The following is a 17,682-nucleotide window of genomic DNA, read 5'->3' as shown; positions in this document are numbered from 1 at the left end:
TTTACTTTTTACAGTAGTTTAATCAAAATTGGAGCTAAAAAGGAAGTAATCAGGCCAGCAATACCAATAGCGAGTCCACTCATTGCCCCTTCAGTTTCCCCCATTTCTATAGCTTTTGTGGTTCCTATGACATGGGAAGAAGTTCCTATTGAAATTCCTATGGCGATTTCATCTGTTATTTTAAATGTTTTACATACAATGGGGGAAATAACTGCCCCCATAATGCCGGTTATTATGATTGCAGCTACGGTAATTGCAGGAATTCCGCCAATTGTCTTAGAAACTTCTATACCTATAGGCGTAGTTATAGATTTAGGGATTAAGGAAAGTGTTAATTCACTGGTCAGACCAAATAGCTTGGAAATATAGAATATACTAAATATAGCAGTAATAGAACCTACAGTTACACCAAGGAATATTGGCACAGCATATTCCTTTATGGTTTCTAATTTATGATATAAAGGTACTGCAAGTACTACTGTGGCTGGTCCTAAAAAAAATGATATAAGTTTTCCGCCTTTGTTAAATGAGTCTAAACTTATATTGCAGGAAAGTAATATTATAACTATTAGTGTTATACATATTAAAAGTGGATTAAATAGTGGAATTTTAGTTTTCCTATATACATATAAGCCTACTTCAAAACAGATGATAGATAGTAGGATTCCAAACATAGGTGAGTTAATAATATCATTCATTTTTTTCTGCCCTCCTTATATATAATTGTATTGTCCAACCAGTTACGCTGATTATTATAATGGTAGATATAATGCACACAGATAAAAAGGCTATCCATTTCCCTTCCAGCATAGGCATACAGGATATTATTCCAACTCCTGCAGGTATGAAGAAAAAAGCAAGATGATCTAATAAAAATTTACTAACATGATCTATCATTTTTAATTTAATTACACCTGTACATAAACATAAAAATAATATCAACATACCTATTACACTACCTGGTATGTTTAATTTAAGAAAACTGTGTATAGATTCCCCTAATAGGCATACTAATAATATAATACCTAATTGTCGTAATGCTTTCAAAAAAACACCTCTTTCTTTTAGTAGCTTTAAAACGCCATTATTTATTTTATTACTTTTTATAGAAAAATACTATAGCATGATAAAAGTTTAAATTTTAAAAAGATTATTTAAAAACATTCACAAATAGCGTATACTTGATAACTGGAAACATAGATTGCGGAGGGCTATATGAAAAGGATTATACATAAGATGATAAAGCCCTATAAGGGGCTTCCTAAAGAAATATATATAATTTTTATATCTAGAATTGTAAATAGTTTGGGCAGCTTTGTTTATCCACTGTTAACTCTCATACTTACTCAAAAGATAGGTATTTCTGCAAATAAAGCAGGAATATTTATGACTAGTATATCCTTACTATCAGCACCGGGTATGCTAATAGGCGGAAAGCTTGTGGATATACTTGGAAGAAAGAGAATAATATTAACATTTCAAACTTTATCCTTATTTGTATTTATAATATGTGGGTTTTTAAAACCTTCTATGAAGATGGCATACACTTTAATGCTAGCTCCCATATTCTATTCTTTTTGTATGCCAGCCCAAGATGCCATGGTTGCAGATTTAACTACGCCTGACAATAGAAAGGAAGCCTTTTCGCTATTATATATGGGACACAATTTAGGATTTGCCATAGGCCCTGTCATAGGAGGATTTTTATATAAAAACCATTTGCCTTTAGTATTTTGGGGAGATGCATTCACTACTAGTATATCCTTAATTCTTATATTATTTTTTGTAAAGGAAACCTTACAGTATAGAAAGGAAGGAGATGGATATTCTTTAGAAAAGGGTGAAGAAGGTTCCATATTTAAAGTGCTGTTTGGAAGAAAAATATTAATACATTTTGCTTTAATATTATTTGTTTATCAATTTGCTTATTCCCAATGGGGATTTTTACTTCCTTTGCAATTGGGGAATATATTAGGTCAAGGAGGAGCCAGGTACTTTGGTCTCTTAGCAGGATTTAATGGTCTTATAATTATATGCTTTACTCCATTACTTTCTAGGTGGACTAGAAAAATTAATAACTTTAAAGCTATTTCCTTTGGAGGAATGTTGTATTCACTATCCTTTTTAGTTTTTGCAGTTTCCAAAGATATACTATGGTTTTTTATTTCTATAGCTATTATGACTATAGGAGAAATCATAGTATCCATTAATACTCCAGTGATTATATCAAATAATAGCCCTATTTCCCATAGAGGAAGGATAAATGGAGCATTATCAACTATTTATGGAGCAGGATGGGCGCTAGGACCTGTGGCTATGGGAAAATTCTCATCTCAGTATGGAATAGAGAAAGGTTGGATAGTAATATTTATAGTTATTTTAATTGCAGCTATCTTTATGAGCCTGTTAGCCAAGTCTAATAGGGGTAAAATTGCTAATTCGTATTGACAAAAGGGAAAGGGTAATAATATAATTAACTTTGAAATTAAAATTAATTCTATGAAAAGGAAAGTACTTTTTATCCGCTCTTTAAGCGAGCAGGGATTGGTGGAAGCCTGTAAGAGAATAGAAGGAAATAGAGCCTTGGAGAAGCTTATTCAAAATTCTATGTTTAGAAGAGTAGAATAGGACGCTAACCACGTTAAGGTTTTGAGTGGACTTTGTCAATTAGAGTGGTACCGCGGAACATTACCCGTCTCTTTTATTTATAAGAGATGGGTTTTTTATATATAAAAACAAAAAAGCAGATAATAAATAATAGATAAGGAAAGAATTTTCTTGTAAAAATTCTAAATATGGAATCATAAAAAATTCACTAAGTGAATTTTATCTATATTTATTATTTCTTATTTATAATTTATTATTTAAACATTAGGAGGGTTTTTAAATGGACTATAAAAAGTTAGTAGCAGAAAGAATAGCTGAAAAAATAGAATTGCCCTTAGAGAAAATTGAAGAACTAATAGAAATACCACCAAAGGCTGAAATGGGAGACTTTGCATTTCCTTGTTTTCAATTAGCTAAAGTTTTAAGAAAGGCACCTAACATGATAGCTGTTGATCTTAAAGAAAGCATTAATAAAGATGGCTTTGAAAGAGTAGAAAATATAGGATCTTATTTGAATTTCTTTGTAGATAAAGCTGTATTTACAAAAGAAACTATTGAAAAAATAATTACTGAAGGAGAAAAATATGGTTCCTCAGAAATAGGAAAAGGCAAAAATATAGTCATTGAGTATTCCTCACCAAATATAGCTAAGCCTTTCCATGTAGGACATTTATTTAGTACATCTATAGGAAATTCATTATATAAAATAATGTCATTCCAAGGATACAATTGTGTAAGAATAAATCATCTTGGAGATTGGGGAACTCAATTTGGTAAGCTGATATCTGCTTATAAAAGATGGGTAGATGAAGAGGCATTGGAAAAAGAACCTATAAAAGAATTACTTAGAATTTATGTTAAGTTCCATGATGAAGCTGAAAAGGATCCATCCTTGGAAGAAGAGGGAAGAATGCATTTTAAGAAATTAGAAGAAGGTTCAGAAGAGGAAGTAAAGCTTTGGAAAAGATTTAGGGATTTAAGTTTAAAGGAATTCCAAAAGGTATATAAAATGTTAAATGTAAAGTTTGATTACTTTACAGGAGAAAGTTTCTATAGTGATAAGATGGATGCCGTAGTAGAGGAAATAGATAAAAAAGGATTGCTTACTGAAAGTAATGGAGCAAAGGTTGTAATGCTTGATAAATACAATATGCCTCCATGTATAATTAAAAAATCTGATGGGGCAACTATATATGCAACTCGTGATTTAGCTGCAGCAATCTATAGAAAGAATACTTATGATTTCTACAAGAGTATATATGTAGTAGGTCTTGAGCAATCTCTTCATTTTAAACAAGTATTTACTACATTAAAACTTATGGGATATCAGTGGGCTGATGATTGTAAACATGTAGGCTTTGGTCTTGTAAGATTTGCAGATAGAAAGCTATCAACAAGAAAAGGAGAAGTAATTTTCCTTGAGGATTTATTAAATGAATCCATTGAAAAGGCTACGGAAATAATTAATGAAAAAAATTCTGATTTAGAAAATAAAGAAGAAGTGGCTAAGAAAATAGGCATAGGTGCTGTAATATTCACTTATTTGAAGAATAACAGGGAAAAAGACATAGTATTTAGTTGGAATGAAATGCTAAGTTTTGATGGTGAAACAGGTCCATATGTGCAGTACAGCTATGCAAGAGGTAAAAGTGTATTAAGAAAATTAGGAACTGCTACTGGTGACGTGGATTACAGCAAATTAAGTTCAAAAGAAGAATTTGAATTAGTTAAAACTTTAGAAGGCTTTAACAATGCTATATTATATTCTATAGATAAATTAGAACCATCAATAGTCACAAGATATGTAATAGATGTAGCTAAAAACTTTAATAAATTTTACAATCAATACAGCGTAATGAATGCAGAAGATGAAGAAACAAAAAAAGCAAGACTAAAGCTTGTAGAAGCAACCTGTCAGGTATTGAAAAATGGATTAAGTCTACTGGGAATAGAAGTAGTGGAAAAGATGTAAATTTATATTTAATGCAGAGTAGAGATTATGCTTCTGTTCTGCATTTTTATTATGAAATTGTTCAAATAGCTTATATTAAGTATTTTATTAGTGTACATATTGTTGTATAATTATAATCGTTCGTACAGTATAGGGTTTGGAGGATAGAAATGATTATAAGAGAAAATACACAAAAGGTGTCCATGCCGGTAAATATATTCGAAAAATATAAAATGGATTCCATTGCTTACTTTGATATAGAAACTACAGGTTTTAAAAAAGAAGAAGATAATATAATTCTTATATCTTTAGGTTGGTATATTAATCAAGAAAGTTTTAATATAAAACAATATTATGCTGAGAATTTATATGAAGAAAAGGAATTACTCAATGCTTTTGGAAAGGACATAGAGGGATTTGCAACCTGGTGTTCATATAATGGACTAGCTTTTGATGAACCCTTTATTAAGTTCAGATTTCAAAAGAATAATTTACAATATGATGTGCCTAATAAACATATTGATCTGTATAGACTTATAAGACCTTATTATAAACAATTGGGGATAGATAGATGTAATTTGAAGACTGTAGAAAAATTTATAGGTATAGAAAGAGAAGATACTATTGATGGCGGATTAAGTGTAGAACTATACAATAAATATCTTCAAACCTCAAGTGAGGATTTAAAAGAAAAGATTATGCTGCACAACTATGAAGATGTATTAAATCTACCACAAATTTTTCATTTAATTTACAAGGTGGATAATAGTGAAGAAATTACGAGGGTAGATGCCATAACTGAGAAACAGAAAAGATACTTAAGTTTTTTAATGGAAAAAAATAATATAAAGATTGACAAGAAACTAAAGAAAATTTCTAAAAAAGCAGCATCTAAGATTATAGATAGCATTTTAAAAGGCACTGTTGATAATGATAAATTAGAGGATATAATTAAAAATAGTTATTAAAACCAACTTATACATTTTACTTAAATAAAATGTTATAATTTAGCTAGGAGGTGTTTGATTATGATTATCGAAGATATAATGACATCAAAGTTAATAACCGTAAGACCAGAAGATACTGTAAAAAAAGCTTTAGATATTATGAATGAGAATAGAATTAATGGAACACCAGTAATAGATGAATTTGGTCATTTGGTTGGTATGATAGTAAAGGCAGATATCTATAGGTTTTTAATTGAAGAAGGACATTATGATACATGCCCTGTAGATTGGGTTATGACAAAACAGGTTGTAACAGGAAAATTAGGTAATAGTCTAATAGAAGTAGCTGAAAAATTAAGAGATAATAATATTATTGCTATGCCTATAGTAGATGAAGATAATAAGGTGAAGGGTATTATTGCCATTGAGGACGTAGTAGATTATCTCATGAAAAAAGTTGAACAATAGCATAAAAAGGTATTATAATTTAACATGTTAAAGTGAAAAATAGAGTAAATTAGTTATATATTAAAGCTAATTTACTCTTATTTTTTAATTTGCCTTCTAATCACGAATAATTGTGCTTAATTTTATAATAATATATGTTACAATATGAACGTATTAATAAAATAATTATATAATATACGGTAATTGGCTGGGCTTGTATGAAAAGGAGGTAATATAGTGTTTAAGCAGTGGCAAGGATTTAAAAAAGGAAATTGGAATGAGGTTGTAGATGTAAGGAATTTTATTCAAAATAACTATACTCCCTATTACGGAGAAGATAACTTTTTACAAGGTATAAGTGAAAAAACTAAAGAAGTATGGGAAATAAGTAGAGAGCTAATCTTAGAAGAGCTGAAAAAAGGTATATTAGATGTGGATACTAAAACAATATCGGGTATTGATAGTTATGAACCGGGATATATAAAAAAAGATAGTGAAGTTATTGTAGGACTTCAAACAGATGCTCCACTAAAAAGAATAGTGAACCCTTTTGGCGGAGTTAGAATGGCGAAGCAGGCTTTAGATGAGTATGGATATGAATTTGATGCTAAAATGGAAGAAATATTTACTAAGTATAGAAAAACTCATAATGAAGGAGTTTTTGATGCCTATACTGATGAAACTAGAAGAGCTAGAAGTGCTGGTGTATTAACTGGGCTTCCAGATGCATATGGCAGGGGAAGAATAATAGGAGATTATAGAAGAATAGCTCTTTATGGAATAGACTTTTTAATTGAAGAAAAGAAAAAAGATTTAAGTGAAATAAAAGGTGTAATGTTAGAAGAAAACATTAGATTAAGAGAAGAGGTAAGCGAGCAAATAAAGGCTTTGGGAAAGATGAAAAAAATGGCTGAAAGCTATGATATAGATATATCAAAACCAGCTGAAAATGCTAGAGAAGCAGTACAGTTTATTTACTTTGGATATTTAGCAGGAGTAAAAGAAAATAATGGTGCGGCTATGTCATTAGGAAGGACAAGTACCTTTATAGATATATATATTCAAAAAGATTTAATGAATAATGTGATTACTGAAAAAGAAGCACAGGAAATAATAGACCAATTTATAATCAAATTAAGAATGGTAAGACATTTAAGAACACCAGAATACAATGAATTATTTGCAGGAGATCCAACTTGGGTAACAGAATCCATTGGAGGAGTTGGACAGGATGGAAGACCATTAGTTACAAAAACTTCATTTAGATTTTTACACACACTGGTAAATTTAGATCCTGCACCAGAACCAAATATGACTGTATTATGGTCAGAAGCATTACCTGAAAACTTTAAGAAGTTCTGTGCCAAGATGTCCATACTTACAGATTCTATACAGTATGAAAATGATGATATAATGAAACCAATTTATGGAGATGATTACGGTATAGCTTGTTGTGTATCTGCTATGAAAATGGGAAAACAGATGCAGTTTTTTGGAGCTAGATGTAATATAGCAAAGGCATTATTACTAGCTATAAATGGTGGAGTAGATGAGAAAAAAGGAATACTTATAGTACCAGATATAGAAAAAATAGAAGATGAAGTGTTAGATTATGATAAAGTAATGAAAAATTATTATAAAGTGCTTGAATATCTAGCAGAACTTTATGTAAATACAATGAATACTATTCACTTTATGCATGATAAATATGCTTATGAGGCTTCACAAATGGCATTACATGATACTAAAGTAGGAAGACTTATGGCATTTGGTATTGCCGGACTTTCAGTAGCTATAGATTCATTAAGTGCTATAAAATATGCTAAGGTTAAACCTATAAGAAAACATGGAATTGCAGTTGATTTTACAGTAGAAGGGGATTTCCCTAAGTATGGAAATGATGATGATAAAGCAGACTTAATAGGAATTGAATTAGTTAAAAAGTTCTCTGAAGAACTAAAGAAGAATCCAACTTATAGAGATGCAAAACACACACTTTCAGTGCTTACTATTACTTCAAATGTAATGTATGGAAAGAAAACAGGTTCTACTCCTGATGGAAGAAAGCTAGGAGAGGCATTAGCTCCTGGAGCTAACCCTATGCATGGAAGAGATATTTTAGGGGCACTTGCTTCATTAAATTCAGTTGCTAAAATCCCTTATTGCTACTGTGAAGATGGAGTGTCTAATACCTTCTCCATAGTGCCTAATGCATTAGGAATGAAGATGGAGGAAAGAATAGATAATTTAGTAAGCGTAATGGATGGATATTTCTCACAAGGGGCTCATCATTTAAATGTAAATGTGTTGAATAGGGAATTGCTAATGGATGCTATGGAAAATCCAGAAAATTATCCAACCTTAACTATAAGAGTTTCAGGATATGCGGTTAACTTTAACAGACTTTCAAGAGATCAACAAGAAGAGGTAATAAGGAGAACATTCCATGAAAGAATGTAATGGAAGAATTCATTCCATTGAGACTATGGGCTTAGTTGATGGACCAGGAATAAGGGCAGTAATTTTTTTTCAAGGATGTAAATTGAGATGTGTTTACTGTCATAATCCTGATACTTGGAATATGGATGGGGGATATGATATATCCCCAAAAGAATTGATACAGAAGATATTAAAGTATAAACATTACTTTCAAAGATCCAATGGGGGAGCTACTTTTTCTGGAGGAGAATGCCTATTGCAAGATGAGTTTTTATTAGAAACACTAAAACTTTGTAAAGAAAATGGCATTCATACAGCTATTGATACGTCAGGCTGTGGCAATGGAGATTATGAAGAGATATTAAAATACGTTGATTTGGTTATATTAGATATAAAACATGTAGATTTACAAGAATATAAAAATATAACTGGACAAAATATGGATGAGTTTAATAGATTTTTGAAGGCTCTAAAAAATAGCAAAAATAATGTTTGGATAAGACATGTGGTGATACCTGGCATTACTGATAGCGAAGAAGATATACTAAAGTTAAAAGAATTCATAAAAGGAATAGACAATGTAGAAAAGGTTCAACTTCTTCCTTATCATACTTTAGGGGTTTCTAAATATGAAAAGTTAAATATACCGTACAGATTAAAGCATACGGAAGCTATGGATGAAGAAAAATTAAATAATCTACAATTCATTGTAGATTGCAATAAAGAAACAACATAAACAGAGTTTTTGGCTTCAGATGGAGTTTTTTACTTTCTATTGTATTATTTATTAAATTGTACACCATTGTAATCATTTTTATAAGTTTAGGGTTTTATTGATTAAACTCCATTGCATTACAGAGAGAATTATTGTAAAAATTAAATAGCCTTAAAAGCGTTTAAAAGCACTTTTAAGGCTATTTCAGCTATTTTTAATGGGAATCTTTTTTATAATTTGGACAATGTGCAGAACAGCTGCTGCAATCACATTTTCCTTGAGATTTATATTTTATATTCTTATATAAAATATAAACAGCAGATAGAACAATAACTGAAGTCAATATTATTTGTAACATCATATAAAACACCTCCCTAAAAAATCAAACTTCCTATGTTGAAAACTAAAAATGAAATAATCCAAGCTAATGTAAATTGATAAAATACTGAAAATGCAGCCATTTTATGCCCATATTCCTTTTTCATAGTAGCAATTACAGATACACATGGGGTATATAAAAGTACAAATACTAAAAAACTATAGGAAGATAAAGGTGTAAAATAATTTGGTAAAGCTTGTACTAAATTTCCACCATAAATAACTCCCATAGAACCTACAATTACTTCTTTAGCCATAAGTCCTGTTAAAAGTGACACAGAATTTTGCCAAGAGGCAAAGCCTAAAGGCTTAAATATTGGACTTATAGCTTTACCTATATAGGATAGAAAACTATTATTTATATCTGCCATTCCTTTAAAGTTAAAGTTTGATAATATCCATACTATTACGGATATGGAGAATATAATTGTACCAACCTTCCTTAAGAATCCCTTTCCTTTGTCCCAAGTATGCAATAATAGATTCTTTAGCTCAGGCATTTTATATTCAGAAAGTTCTATTATAAATGGTTCTTCGTCTTTTTTAAATAAAGTATTTTTAAATAAAATTCCTATAATAAAGGCTAAAAGTATTCCAAGTAGATATAGAGAATAAACTACTAAGGTTTCTTTACCAGGGAAGAAAACCGAAGCAAATAAAGCATATACTGGAAGTCTAGCATTACAGGACATAAGTGGTACAAGTAAAGCAGTAAGCTTCCTATCTTTTTCGCTTTCTAAAGTTCTTGCAGTCATTATTGCAGGAACTGAACATCCAAATCCTACTACAAGGGGAATAAATGCTTTTCCCGAAAGGCCCATTTTTCGCATTATCTTATCCATTATAAAGGCAGCCCTTGACATATACCCGCTATCTTCCAAAAAAGAAATACCTAAAAATAATGCAAGAATTACAGGGAAAAAAACTATAACCGATCCAACACCACCTATGATTCCATTAATTAATAAGGATTTAAACCAAGGGCTAGCACTAGATAAATAGGTATTTAATATAGGTATTAATTTATTATTTAATAAAGTATCTAACATATCAGCTAAAGGTTGACCAACCCAACTAAAAGTGAACTGAAATATTAAAAATAATATTCCTAAAAATATAGGATAGGCTAGAAATCTATTAAGAACTATATTATCAATTTTTTCTGTTACAGAGGTTTTACTCTTATTGCCATAAGTTACAGATCTTTTAACTATGTCTTCTATAAACTTATAAGCTTCTTCTTCGCTTTGAGAGTGATAATCATTATCAGTATCAGAGCATAAGGAGTCACAATTTAATAGCAATTTGGTTAGTTTCTCTATACCTATGCCTTTAGATGCTGAAATAGGGATTACTGAAACATTTAAATCTTTTCCAAGGAGTTCATAATTTATTTTTATCCCCTTATTTTCTAAGATATCCACCATATTTAATAAAAGTATTATTGGTTTATTAAATTCCTTAAGTTGAAGAGTTAAGTACAGATTTCTTTCTAAATTTGAAGCATCTACAATGTTTAAAATTACATCTACATTTCCATTTGTTAAAAACTCTTTTGACACTTTTTCCTCATTTGAATAGGTATCCATTGCATATATACCAGGAAGATCCACTATTTTTACTTTATCATGGATAAAACCTTCTTTTTTTTCTACTGTAACTCCAGCCCAGTTGCCAACATATTGATTAGAGCCAGTTAAAGCATTAAATAGTGATGTTTTACCAACATTGGGATTACCTAATAGCGCAGCAGTTATCATATATTACCTCCATTTTTTCCGAGGTTTCGATAGATATATTTTTTGCATCATTTTTTCTTATAGCTAAATCAAAACCTCTTAAATTTATTATTATAGGATCTCCTAAAGGAGCAACCTTTTTTACAGAAACTTCCGTGCCTTTTATACATCCTAACGCCAAAAGTCTTTTAGATAATTTTTCATTTCCACATATACCTTTAACAAAAGCTTTTTCACCTGGTTTTAAATCACATATACTCATGATATCACCTCTTATTGAAAACTATTATCATTATCAATTAAAATATATCATTTATGCATTTCCATGTCAATATAAAATAATATAATAATTAAAGATAAATTTATGATATAATAAAACATAAACTAATGACCGAAATTGAACTGATGGCGAGGTGATAATAGTGCTTAAAAATATTTATAAAAAAGGACAGTATATATATATAACCCCAGAAAAAAGGCATGGGGAGAGGGCATCTTTTAATTTGGATATTCACTATCCTAGGATAAATGATGAAAGTTTATATGAAAAATATAAATCTAATAAAGCATTGATGAAAGGAATTAATATCTCATCTACAGGCATATCATTGTTAAGTAAGGTACCAGTTAAACTGGGAGATTTTATTTCCTTTTCTATGAGAATTGGGAATTATCCTTCCTTTTGGTGTTTATGTGAAGCCAAATGGATTAACCATATGAATGAACATTATTTAGTTGGTTGTGAATTCTTTTCTTTGACCATGGAACAAATTAATATAATTAAAGATTATGTAAAGAAAAGTATACAAATACCCATATCAGATGGATAAGATTTTAAAGTAAAGTGAGTAGAACATTATACATATTATCAATATTTTGGAGGATGAATATGAAAAGGACAGCAGCTTTTTTTGACATAGATGGAACCCTTTATAGGGAAGGTCTTATAACAGAGGTATTTAAAAAACTAATAAAATATGAAATAATTCAACCAGAAAGATGGTATAATGATGTAAAACCTGAATATGTAAAATGGGATAGAAGAGAAGGAGATTATGACAATTACCTTTTAAAAATGGCAGATATATATACAGAGGCTATTAAAGGATTGCACAAATATCAAGTGGAGTTCATTGCTAAGAATGTAGTAGCACAAAAGGGAGATAGAGTTTATACTTTCACTAGAGATAGAATAAGGTGGCACAAACAACAAGGTCATATGGTAATAACTATATCAGGCAGTCCTATAGAATTAGTAAAGGAAATGAGCTTAAAGCATGGTTTTGATGATTATAGAGGAACCATATATGTAATGAATAAAAATGAGATATACACTGGCGAAGTAGTACCTATGTGGGATAGTAACAGCAAAAAAAAGGCTATGGAAGAATTAGCTTTAAAGTATAGCATTGATTTAGACAATAGCTATGCCTATGGAGATACAACAGGAGACTTTTCAATGTTTCAGATGATAAAGTATCCTTTATGCATAAATCCAACTAGAGAGTTATTAAATAAAGTTATGAATTCTCCAGAAGTTAGAAATAAAATAAGAATTATTGTAGAAAGAAAGGATGTAATTTATAATTTAAAACCAGAATATCTAGATTTAATTCAAGTAAAAAGTTAGAAAAGAGTGGTAGCATTGATTTTCAGAGAAAGAAGTATAAAACCTGATAATGTTATAGAGGATTTTTCTTTAAAAATTAATAATAATAGCATTTATAAAGATGCAATATTTTTTGATCTAGAGCATTATGTTTACAAAAAACCAGTATGTATAGGGGTTTTTGGTTGCTGCTATTATGATGAGGAAAGTAATTTAATAAAAAGCACTCAATATATGATAGAAAACAAGACCGATGCTTTGGAAATATTAAAACTAGCTAGAGATTATTTTGATAATGCCTATAGAGTTAAAAATAAAAAATATATAGTTACATTTTCAGGTAATAATGATTTTACGGTAATTAATTATTTGTTCGAAAAATATGAAATTAATTTTGATATAAAAGAACATTTTATTCATATAGATATTCAAAGAGAGTATGAGAAGGCCAAGGGCAGCAATATAGGACTTAAGGCTTTAGAAAAAGAATTTAATATAGAAAGAGAAAGTGAGCTTATAAGTGGTCAAAATTTAGCAAAGACCTTTGGAAAAATGATGAAAGATAAAGATTATATAAATAGAATGCCAGAAGAAAAAAAAGATAAAATATTGCTTTATAACGAACAGGACGTAGTAAGCTTGTTTTACATGTGTCTGGATTGGGGAAAAGTAATATAAAAAAGTGCGAAGCACTTTTTTTAGTTAACAGTTGACAGAGGACAATTGACAGTTTTTGTAGATAAGTAAGAGCTAAGAAGTAATAGTTGTGATGAAAATTCAGCCTTACTGAATTTGTTAATGAACTCTTACTTTTTACCTATTAGTTCTTATCTAAACTGTCCACTCTTAAATGCTCTGTACTCTGTGCTCTGTAATCTGTACTCTAAAAAAGGATGGAGGAACAATATTGTTTAATCCAGTGAAAAATACAAAAGTATATGAACAAGTTATTTATCAAATTAAGGATATGATAAATAAGGGAGTTTTAAAAAAAGGCGATAAACTGCCCTCGGAAAGAGATATGGTAGAAAGTTTGCAAGTTAGCAGAACATCAATACGAGAGGCATTAAGATCCTTGGAGATAATAGGACTTATAGAATCTAAACAGGGAGAAGGAAATTTTATAAGAAGTAGCTTTGAAAATAGCTTAATAGAGCCTCTTTCTATTATGTTTATGCTTCAAGATAGTAACCCTGGGGAAATATTGGAATTGAGAAAAATAATAGAAAAAGAAACAGCAGGTCTTGCAGCTGAAAGAATAACTGAAGAAGAGTTGAAAGAGTTAGAATTACTTATGGGAAAGTTTAAAGAATTAGTAGAAGGAGAGCAAATGGTGAGTGTAGATAGAGAATTTCATTATAAAATTGCCCAAGCATCAAAAAACTTTCTTATTTTAAGTATTTTTAATGCCATATCTTCTTTGATGGAATCTTTTATTAAGGATGCAAGAAAAAATATATTAATAAAAGAAGAGAATAAGGAAATACTTTATAAGCAGCATGAAAACATTTATAAAGCTTTATTAAATAAGAATCCACAGCAAGCTATGAAGGCTATGATAGAACATTTGGATTTTACAAATGAGTATATGACAAGGTAGAGGACATTGTTACAACTGTAACAATGTCCTCTATGTTTTTGAAGAAATATAAAATTTAGAGTATTTTTTTATTTATATTTAGTAATATAAGTTTAGCAATTATAAGGTTGAAGTGGTACAATATGAAAACGCTTTCAATTATGAAAGTGTTAATAATTTAACTATAGTAGAAATATTTAAAATATTATGATATTATATATACAATAACTGGTCATACCATAATACCATAGTACCAGCAATAAGGGGGCAAAAAAATGAATGAATATGTTCAATTTATCATTGCATTGACACCCATTGTTTGGCTTATCCTATCACTTGGAATACTAAAAATTCCTGGTCATAAAGCATGTTTAACAACATTGATAATTACTTTAATACTAGCTGTGTTTTTCTGGAAAATGCCAGTAGTAGATGCATTAACTGCAACATTAGAAGGTGCAGCCTTAGGATTATGGCCAATAATGTTAGTAATTATTGCAGCAGTGTTTACTTATAATCTATCCGTATATACAAAAAGCATGGACATAATAAAAAAGATGATGATAAACATAACCACAGATAAAAGAATTTTAGTTTTAATACTTGCTTGGGGATTTGGAGGATTTCTTGAGGCAATTGCAGGTTTTGGTACCGCTGTAGCAATTCCAGCAAGTATAATGGCAGCTCTTGGTTTTGATCCAATATTTGCAGCTATAATATGCTTAATAGCAAATACTACCCCTACAGCTTTTGGAGCTATAGGAATTCCAGTTACTACCCTTGCAAAAGTAACAGGTATAGACGTAGCAACATTAAGTTATGCAGTTGTACTTCAACTTTCAGTTCTTATAGTTATAGTCCCAATAATTCTTGTAATGCTTACAGGTAAAAGTGTAAAAGCAATAAAAGGGGTATTGGGTTTATCCATAATGTCAGGTCTTTCTTTTGCAATACCAGAGGTTTTAGCAGCAAAATATTTAGGGGCAGAACTTCCAGCAATTCTTGGCAGTATATGTTGTATGTTTACTACTATATTAATCACAAAGATTTTTTATAAGGATACAGCTTCAAAAGAGGAAAGCATACCTGTTAAGAAGGGTATAATAGCTTGGTTGCCTTTTATACTAGTATTTTTCTTTATACTAATTTCTAGTCCATTATTTCCAAAAGTAAATGAAATACTTTCTTCAGTAAAAACTTCGGTAAACATATACACAGGTCCTGATGGAAAACCATATATTTTCTCATGGTTAGCTACTCCTGGTACTTTAATCATTATAGCAACCTTTATTGGAGGATTAATACAAGGAGCTAAGTTTGAAGAAATATTTAAAGTGCTAATGAAAACCTTTAAACAAATGGGAACTTCATTTATCACTATATTATCTATAGTAGCCTTGGCAAAAGTTATGGGCTACAGTGGAATGATAAAATCTATAGCTTTAATATTGGTTAAGATTACAGGTAAATACTATCCTTTCTTTTCACCAATGATAGGTGCATTAGGTACTTTTGTTACTGGAAGTGATACTTCATCTAATGTGCTCTTTGGAGGACTTCAAGTAGAGGTGGCTAAAAGTTTAAACATGAGTCCTTATTGGTTAGCAGCAGCAAATACAGGAGGAGCTACTGCAGGAAAAATGATATCTCCTCAAAGTATAGCTGTAGCAACAGCAGCCACAGGACTATTAGGAGCAGAGGGAAAGATTTTAAATGCTACACTTAAATTTTGTCTAGTTTATGTAATCTTATTAGGATTAATAGCATATTTTGGAGCTCCATTCTTCCTAATTTAAAAAATATTAAAGACGAGGTGATAGAATATGGCAAAAATCGAAATACCCTATTGGAAGAAAAATATAGAAATAGAAATACCAGATAAAAATTTGGCAGGGGTTTTGGAATCAAAAGCGAAAGAATATAAGGTAGATAAATGCCAGGAAGAAATAGTAGAAGAGGCTCTTGATAACCCCATAGATAGTCCTAAATTAGAGGAGTTAGTAAAAGGCAAAAATAATATGGTAATCATAACTAGTGACCATACTAGGCCAGTACCAAGCAGAATAACCATGCCTATACTCTTAAGAAGAATTAGAAAGGTTAATCCTAATATTGATATAAAGATTCTTATTGCCACTGGTTTTCATAGACCATCTACAAAGGAAGAACTTATAGACAAGTTTGGAAAAGAAATTGTGGAAAATGAGAATATAGTAATGCATATATCTCTTGATAAAGAAAGCATGGTAAGAGTGGGTACTCTCCCTTCTGGTGGAGAACTATATTTAAATAAATTAGCCATGGAAACAGAACTTTTAATTGCAGAAGGATTTATTGAATCTCATTTTTTTGCAGGTTTTTCAGGAGGAAGAAAGAGTATTTTACCAGGAATTGCAGCTGCAGAAACAATAATGGCAAATCACTGTGCTGAATTTATAGGAAGTTCTCATGCTAGAACAGGTAAACTTAAAGATAATCCGGTGCATAGGGATATGTTATACGCAGCAGAATCGGCCAAGCTTGCTTTTATACTAAATGTGGTATTGGATGAGAATAAAAAAATAATTTGTGCTGTGGCAGGGCATAGTGAAAATGCTCATAAAAAAGGCTGCGAATTTGTTTCAAGCTTATGCGAGGTAAAAAAAGTGGAATGTGATATTGCAATATCAACTAATGGGGGATATCCATTAGACCAAAATATATATCAATCAGTAAAGGGCATGACTGCAGCGGAGGCAACCTGTAAAGAGGATGGAATAATAATAATGGTGGCGGCATGTAATGATGGACATGGAGGAGAATCCTTTTATAGAAATGTATCAGAAGCAAAATCACCAAAAGAACTTTTAGATAGAATAGGTAAAGTACCAAGAAATAAAACAGTGCCAGATCAATGGGAATTCCAAATACTATGCAGGATACTTTCAAAACATAAAGTAATTATGGTTACAGATATGTGTGATCCTGAAATTATAAAGAATATGCATATGGACCATGCCTATACCTTTGAAGAAGCATTAAATAAAGCTTTCAACATAAAAGGAAATGATGCTAAGGTAGCAGTGATACCAGATGGTGTGTCTGTAATAGTTAAATAGAATATAAAATATTTATTAAATATATAGACATTTAAATTATAAATTGGAGACTAACTATATGAAGTCAAGTAAAAGTTAAAAGATTTTTATAGTTGTTTGATTAATGTTTAATTAATAAAAAAGAGCATGACAAAAAGAGCAATCAAAGATTACTTTTAAAAAAATTACATTTA

At 30.3% G+C, this 17,682-nt stretch carries 17 protein-coding genes and 1 other annotated feature; of the genes, 12 read left to right on the top strand and 5 right to left on the bottom strand.

Annotated features, from left to right (window positions below; all coding sequences use genetic code 11):
* Nucleotides 1-8: 8 nt before the first annotated feature.
* Both CLLI_RS02355 and CLLI_RS02350 read right to left on the bottom strand, forming a co-directional pair.
* Nucleotides 9-698, bottom strand: a complete 690-nt coding sequence (locus tag CLLI_RS02355; RefSeq protein ID WP_106062651.1) for an LrgB family protein — start codon at nt 696-698, stop codon at nt 9-11.
* On the bottom strand, nt 691-1,047 hold the full coding sequence (locus CLLI_RS02350) for a CidA/LrgA family protein (RefSeq protein WP_106062650.1): 357 nt from the start codon (nt 1,045-1,047) through the stop codon (nt 691-693). Before CLLI_RS02350 ends, CLLI_RS02355 begins: the two co-directional genes overlap by 8 nt.
* 168 nt (nt 1,048-1,215) lie before the next feature.
* Between CLLI_RS02350 and CLLI_RS02345 the strand changes: the two genes are divergently transcribed.
* The 6 genes from CLLI_RS02345 to pflA all read left to right on the top strand — a co-directional run bounded on the left by CLLI_RS02345 (nt 1,216) and on the right by pflA (nt 9,127).
* The gene (locus CLLI_RS02345; protein WP_106062649.1) at nt 1,216-2,448 is read left to right on the top strand and encodes an MDR family MFS transporter; all 1,233 of its coding nucleotides are present in this window, start codon (nt 1,216-1,218) and stop codon (nt 2,446-2,448) included.
* Between the two features lie 42 nt (nt 2,449-2,490).
* Nucleotides 2,491-2,703 (top strand) — a binding site (T-box leader).
* 184 nt (nt 2,704-2,887) lie between these two features.
* Nucleotides 2,888-4,579 carry an arginine--tRNA ligase gene (gene argS / locus CLLI_RS02340; protein WP_106062648.1) on the top strand — a complete coding sequence of 564 codons (1,692 nt, stop codon included), beginning with the start codon at nt 2,888-2,890 and terminating at the stop codon, nt 4,577-4,579.
* Nucleotides 4,580-4,728: 149 nt separating this feature from the next.
* Entirely contained in the window at nt 4,729-5,526 is a 798-nt protein-coding gene (locus CLLI_RS02335) for a ribonuclease H-like domain-containing protein (RefSeq protein WP_106062647.1), read from the top strand.
* 63 nt (nt 5,527-5,589) lie between these two features.
* Nucleotides 5,590-5,973 carry a CBS domain-containing protein gene (locus tag CLLI_RS02330; RefSeq protein ID WP_106062745.1) on the top strand — a complete coding sequence of 128 codons (384 nt, stop codon included), beginning with the start codon at nt 5,590-5,592 and terminating at the stop codon, nt 5,971-5,973.
* 216 nt (nt 5,974-6,189) lie between these two features.
* Nucleotides 6,190-8,412, top strand: coding sequence for a formate C-acetyltransferase (pflB, locus tag CLLI_RS02325; RefSeq protein ID WP_106062646.1), 2,223 nt, complete (start codon nt 6,190-6,192; stop codon nt 8,410-8,412).
* Complete coding sequence (gene pflA / locus CLLI_RS02320; RefSeq protein WP_106062645.1) at nt 8,399-9,127, top strand: pyruvate formate-lyase-activating protein; 729 nt, start codon at nt 8,399-8,401, stop codon at nt 9,125-9,127. Before pflB ends, pflA begins: the two co-directional genes overlap by 14 nt.
* A 193-nt stretch (nt 9,128-9,320) precedes the next feature.
* Here pflA and CLLI_RS02315 read toward each other — a convergent pair whose 3' ends face one another.
* From CLLI_RS02315 to CLLI_RS02305, 3 genes are read right to left on the bottom strand one after another with little or no spacing between them, the layout of a single operon-like run.
* Nucleotides 9,321-9,467 (bottom strand): FeoB-associated Cys-rich membrane protein, encoded by a 147-nt coding sequence (locus CLLI_RS02315; protein ID WP_106062644.1) that lies wholly within the window; start codon nt 9,465-9,467, stop codon nt 9,321-9,323.
* A 13-nt stretch (nt 9,468-9,480) separates the two neighbouring features.
* Entirely contained in the window at nt 9,481-11,244 is a 1,764-nt protein-coding gene (gene feoB, locus CLLI_RS02310; protein ID WP_106062643.1) for a ferrous iron transport protein B, read from the bottom strand.
* Entirely contained in the window at nt 11,219-11,485 is a 267-nt protein-coding gene (locus CLLI_RS02305; RefSeq protein WP_106062642.1) for a FeoA family protein, read from the bottom strand. Before CLLI_RS02305 ends, feoB begins: the two co-directional genes overlap by 26 nt.
* Nucleotides 11,486-11,645: 160 nt before the next feature.
* Between CLLI_RS02305 and CLLI_RS02300 the strand changes: the two genes are divergently transcribed.
* The 6 genes from CLLI_RS02300 (at nt 11,646) to larA (ending at nt 17,509) form a co-directional block, all read left to right on the top strand.
* The gene (locus CLLI_RS02300; protein ID WP_170063625.1) at nt 11,646-12,053 is read left to right on the top strand and encodes a PilZ domain-containing protein; all 408 of its coding nucleotides are present in this window, start codon (nt 11,646-11,648) and stop codon (nt 12,051-12,053) included.
* Between the two features lie 59 nt (nt 12,054-12,112).
* The gene (locus CLLI_RS02295; protein WP_170063624.1) at nt 12,113-12,853 is read left to right on the top strand and encodes an HAD-IB family hydrolase; all 741 of its coding nucleotides are present in this window, start codon (nt 12,113-12,115) and stop codon (nt 12,851-12,853) included.
* 36 nt (nt 12,854-12,889) lie between these two features.
* A complete protein-coding gene (locus CLLI_RS02290) occupies nt 12,890-13,510 on the top strand; it encodes a ribonuclease H-like domain-containing protein (RefSeq protein ID WP_242975501.1) in 621 nt (206 codons plus the stop codon).
* Between the two features lie 229 nt (nt 13,511-13,739).
* Entirely contained in the window at nt 13,740-14,432 is a 693-nt protein-coding gene (locus tag CLLI_RS02285; protein ID WP_106062638.1) for a FadR/GntR family transcriptional regulator, read from the top strand.
* Nucleotides 14,433-14,686: 254 nt separating this feature from the next.
* Nucleotides 14,687-16,207: an L-lactate permease gene (locus tag CLLI_RS02280; RefSeq protein ID WP_106062637.1), complete on the top strand. Its 1,521-nt coding sequence runs from the start codon at nt 14,687-14,689 to the stop codon at nt 16,205-16,207.
* Between the two features lie 27 nt (nt 16,208-16,234).
* Entirely contained in the window at nt 16,235-17,509 is a 1,275-nt protein-coding gene (larA, locus tag CLLI_RS02275) for a nickel-dependent lactate racemase (protein ID WP_106062636.1), read from the top strand.
* The last annotated feature ends 173 nt before the right edge of the window (nt 17,510-17,682 follow it).

Source organism: Clostridium liquoris (genome assembly GCF_002995785.1).
Classification (GTDB): Bacteria; Bacillota; Clostridia; order Clostridiales; family Clostridiaceae; genus Clostridium_AO; species Clostridium_AO liquoris.
Note: the sequence above shows the minus strand (reverse complement) of the source record. Positions and strands in the feature narration are given on the sequence as shown.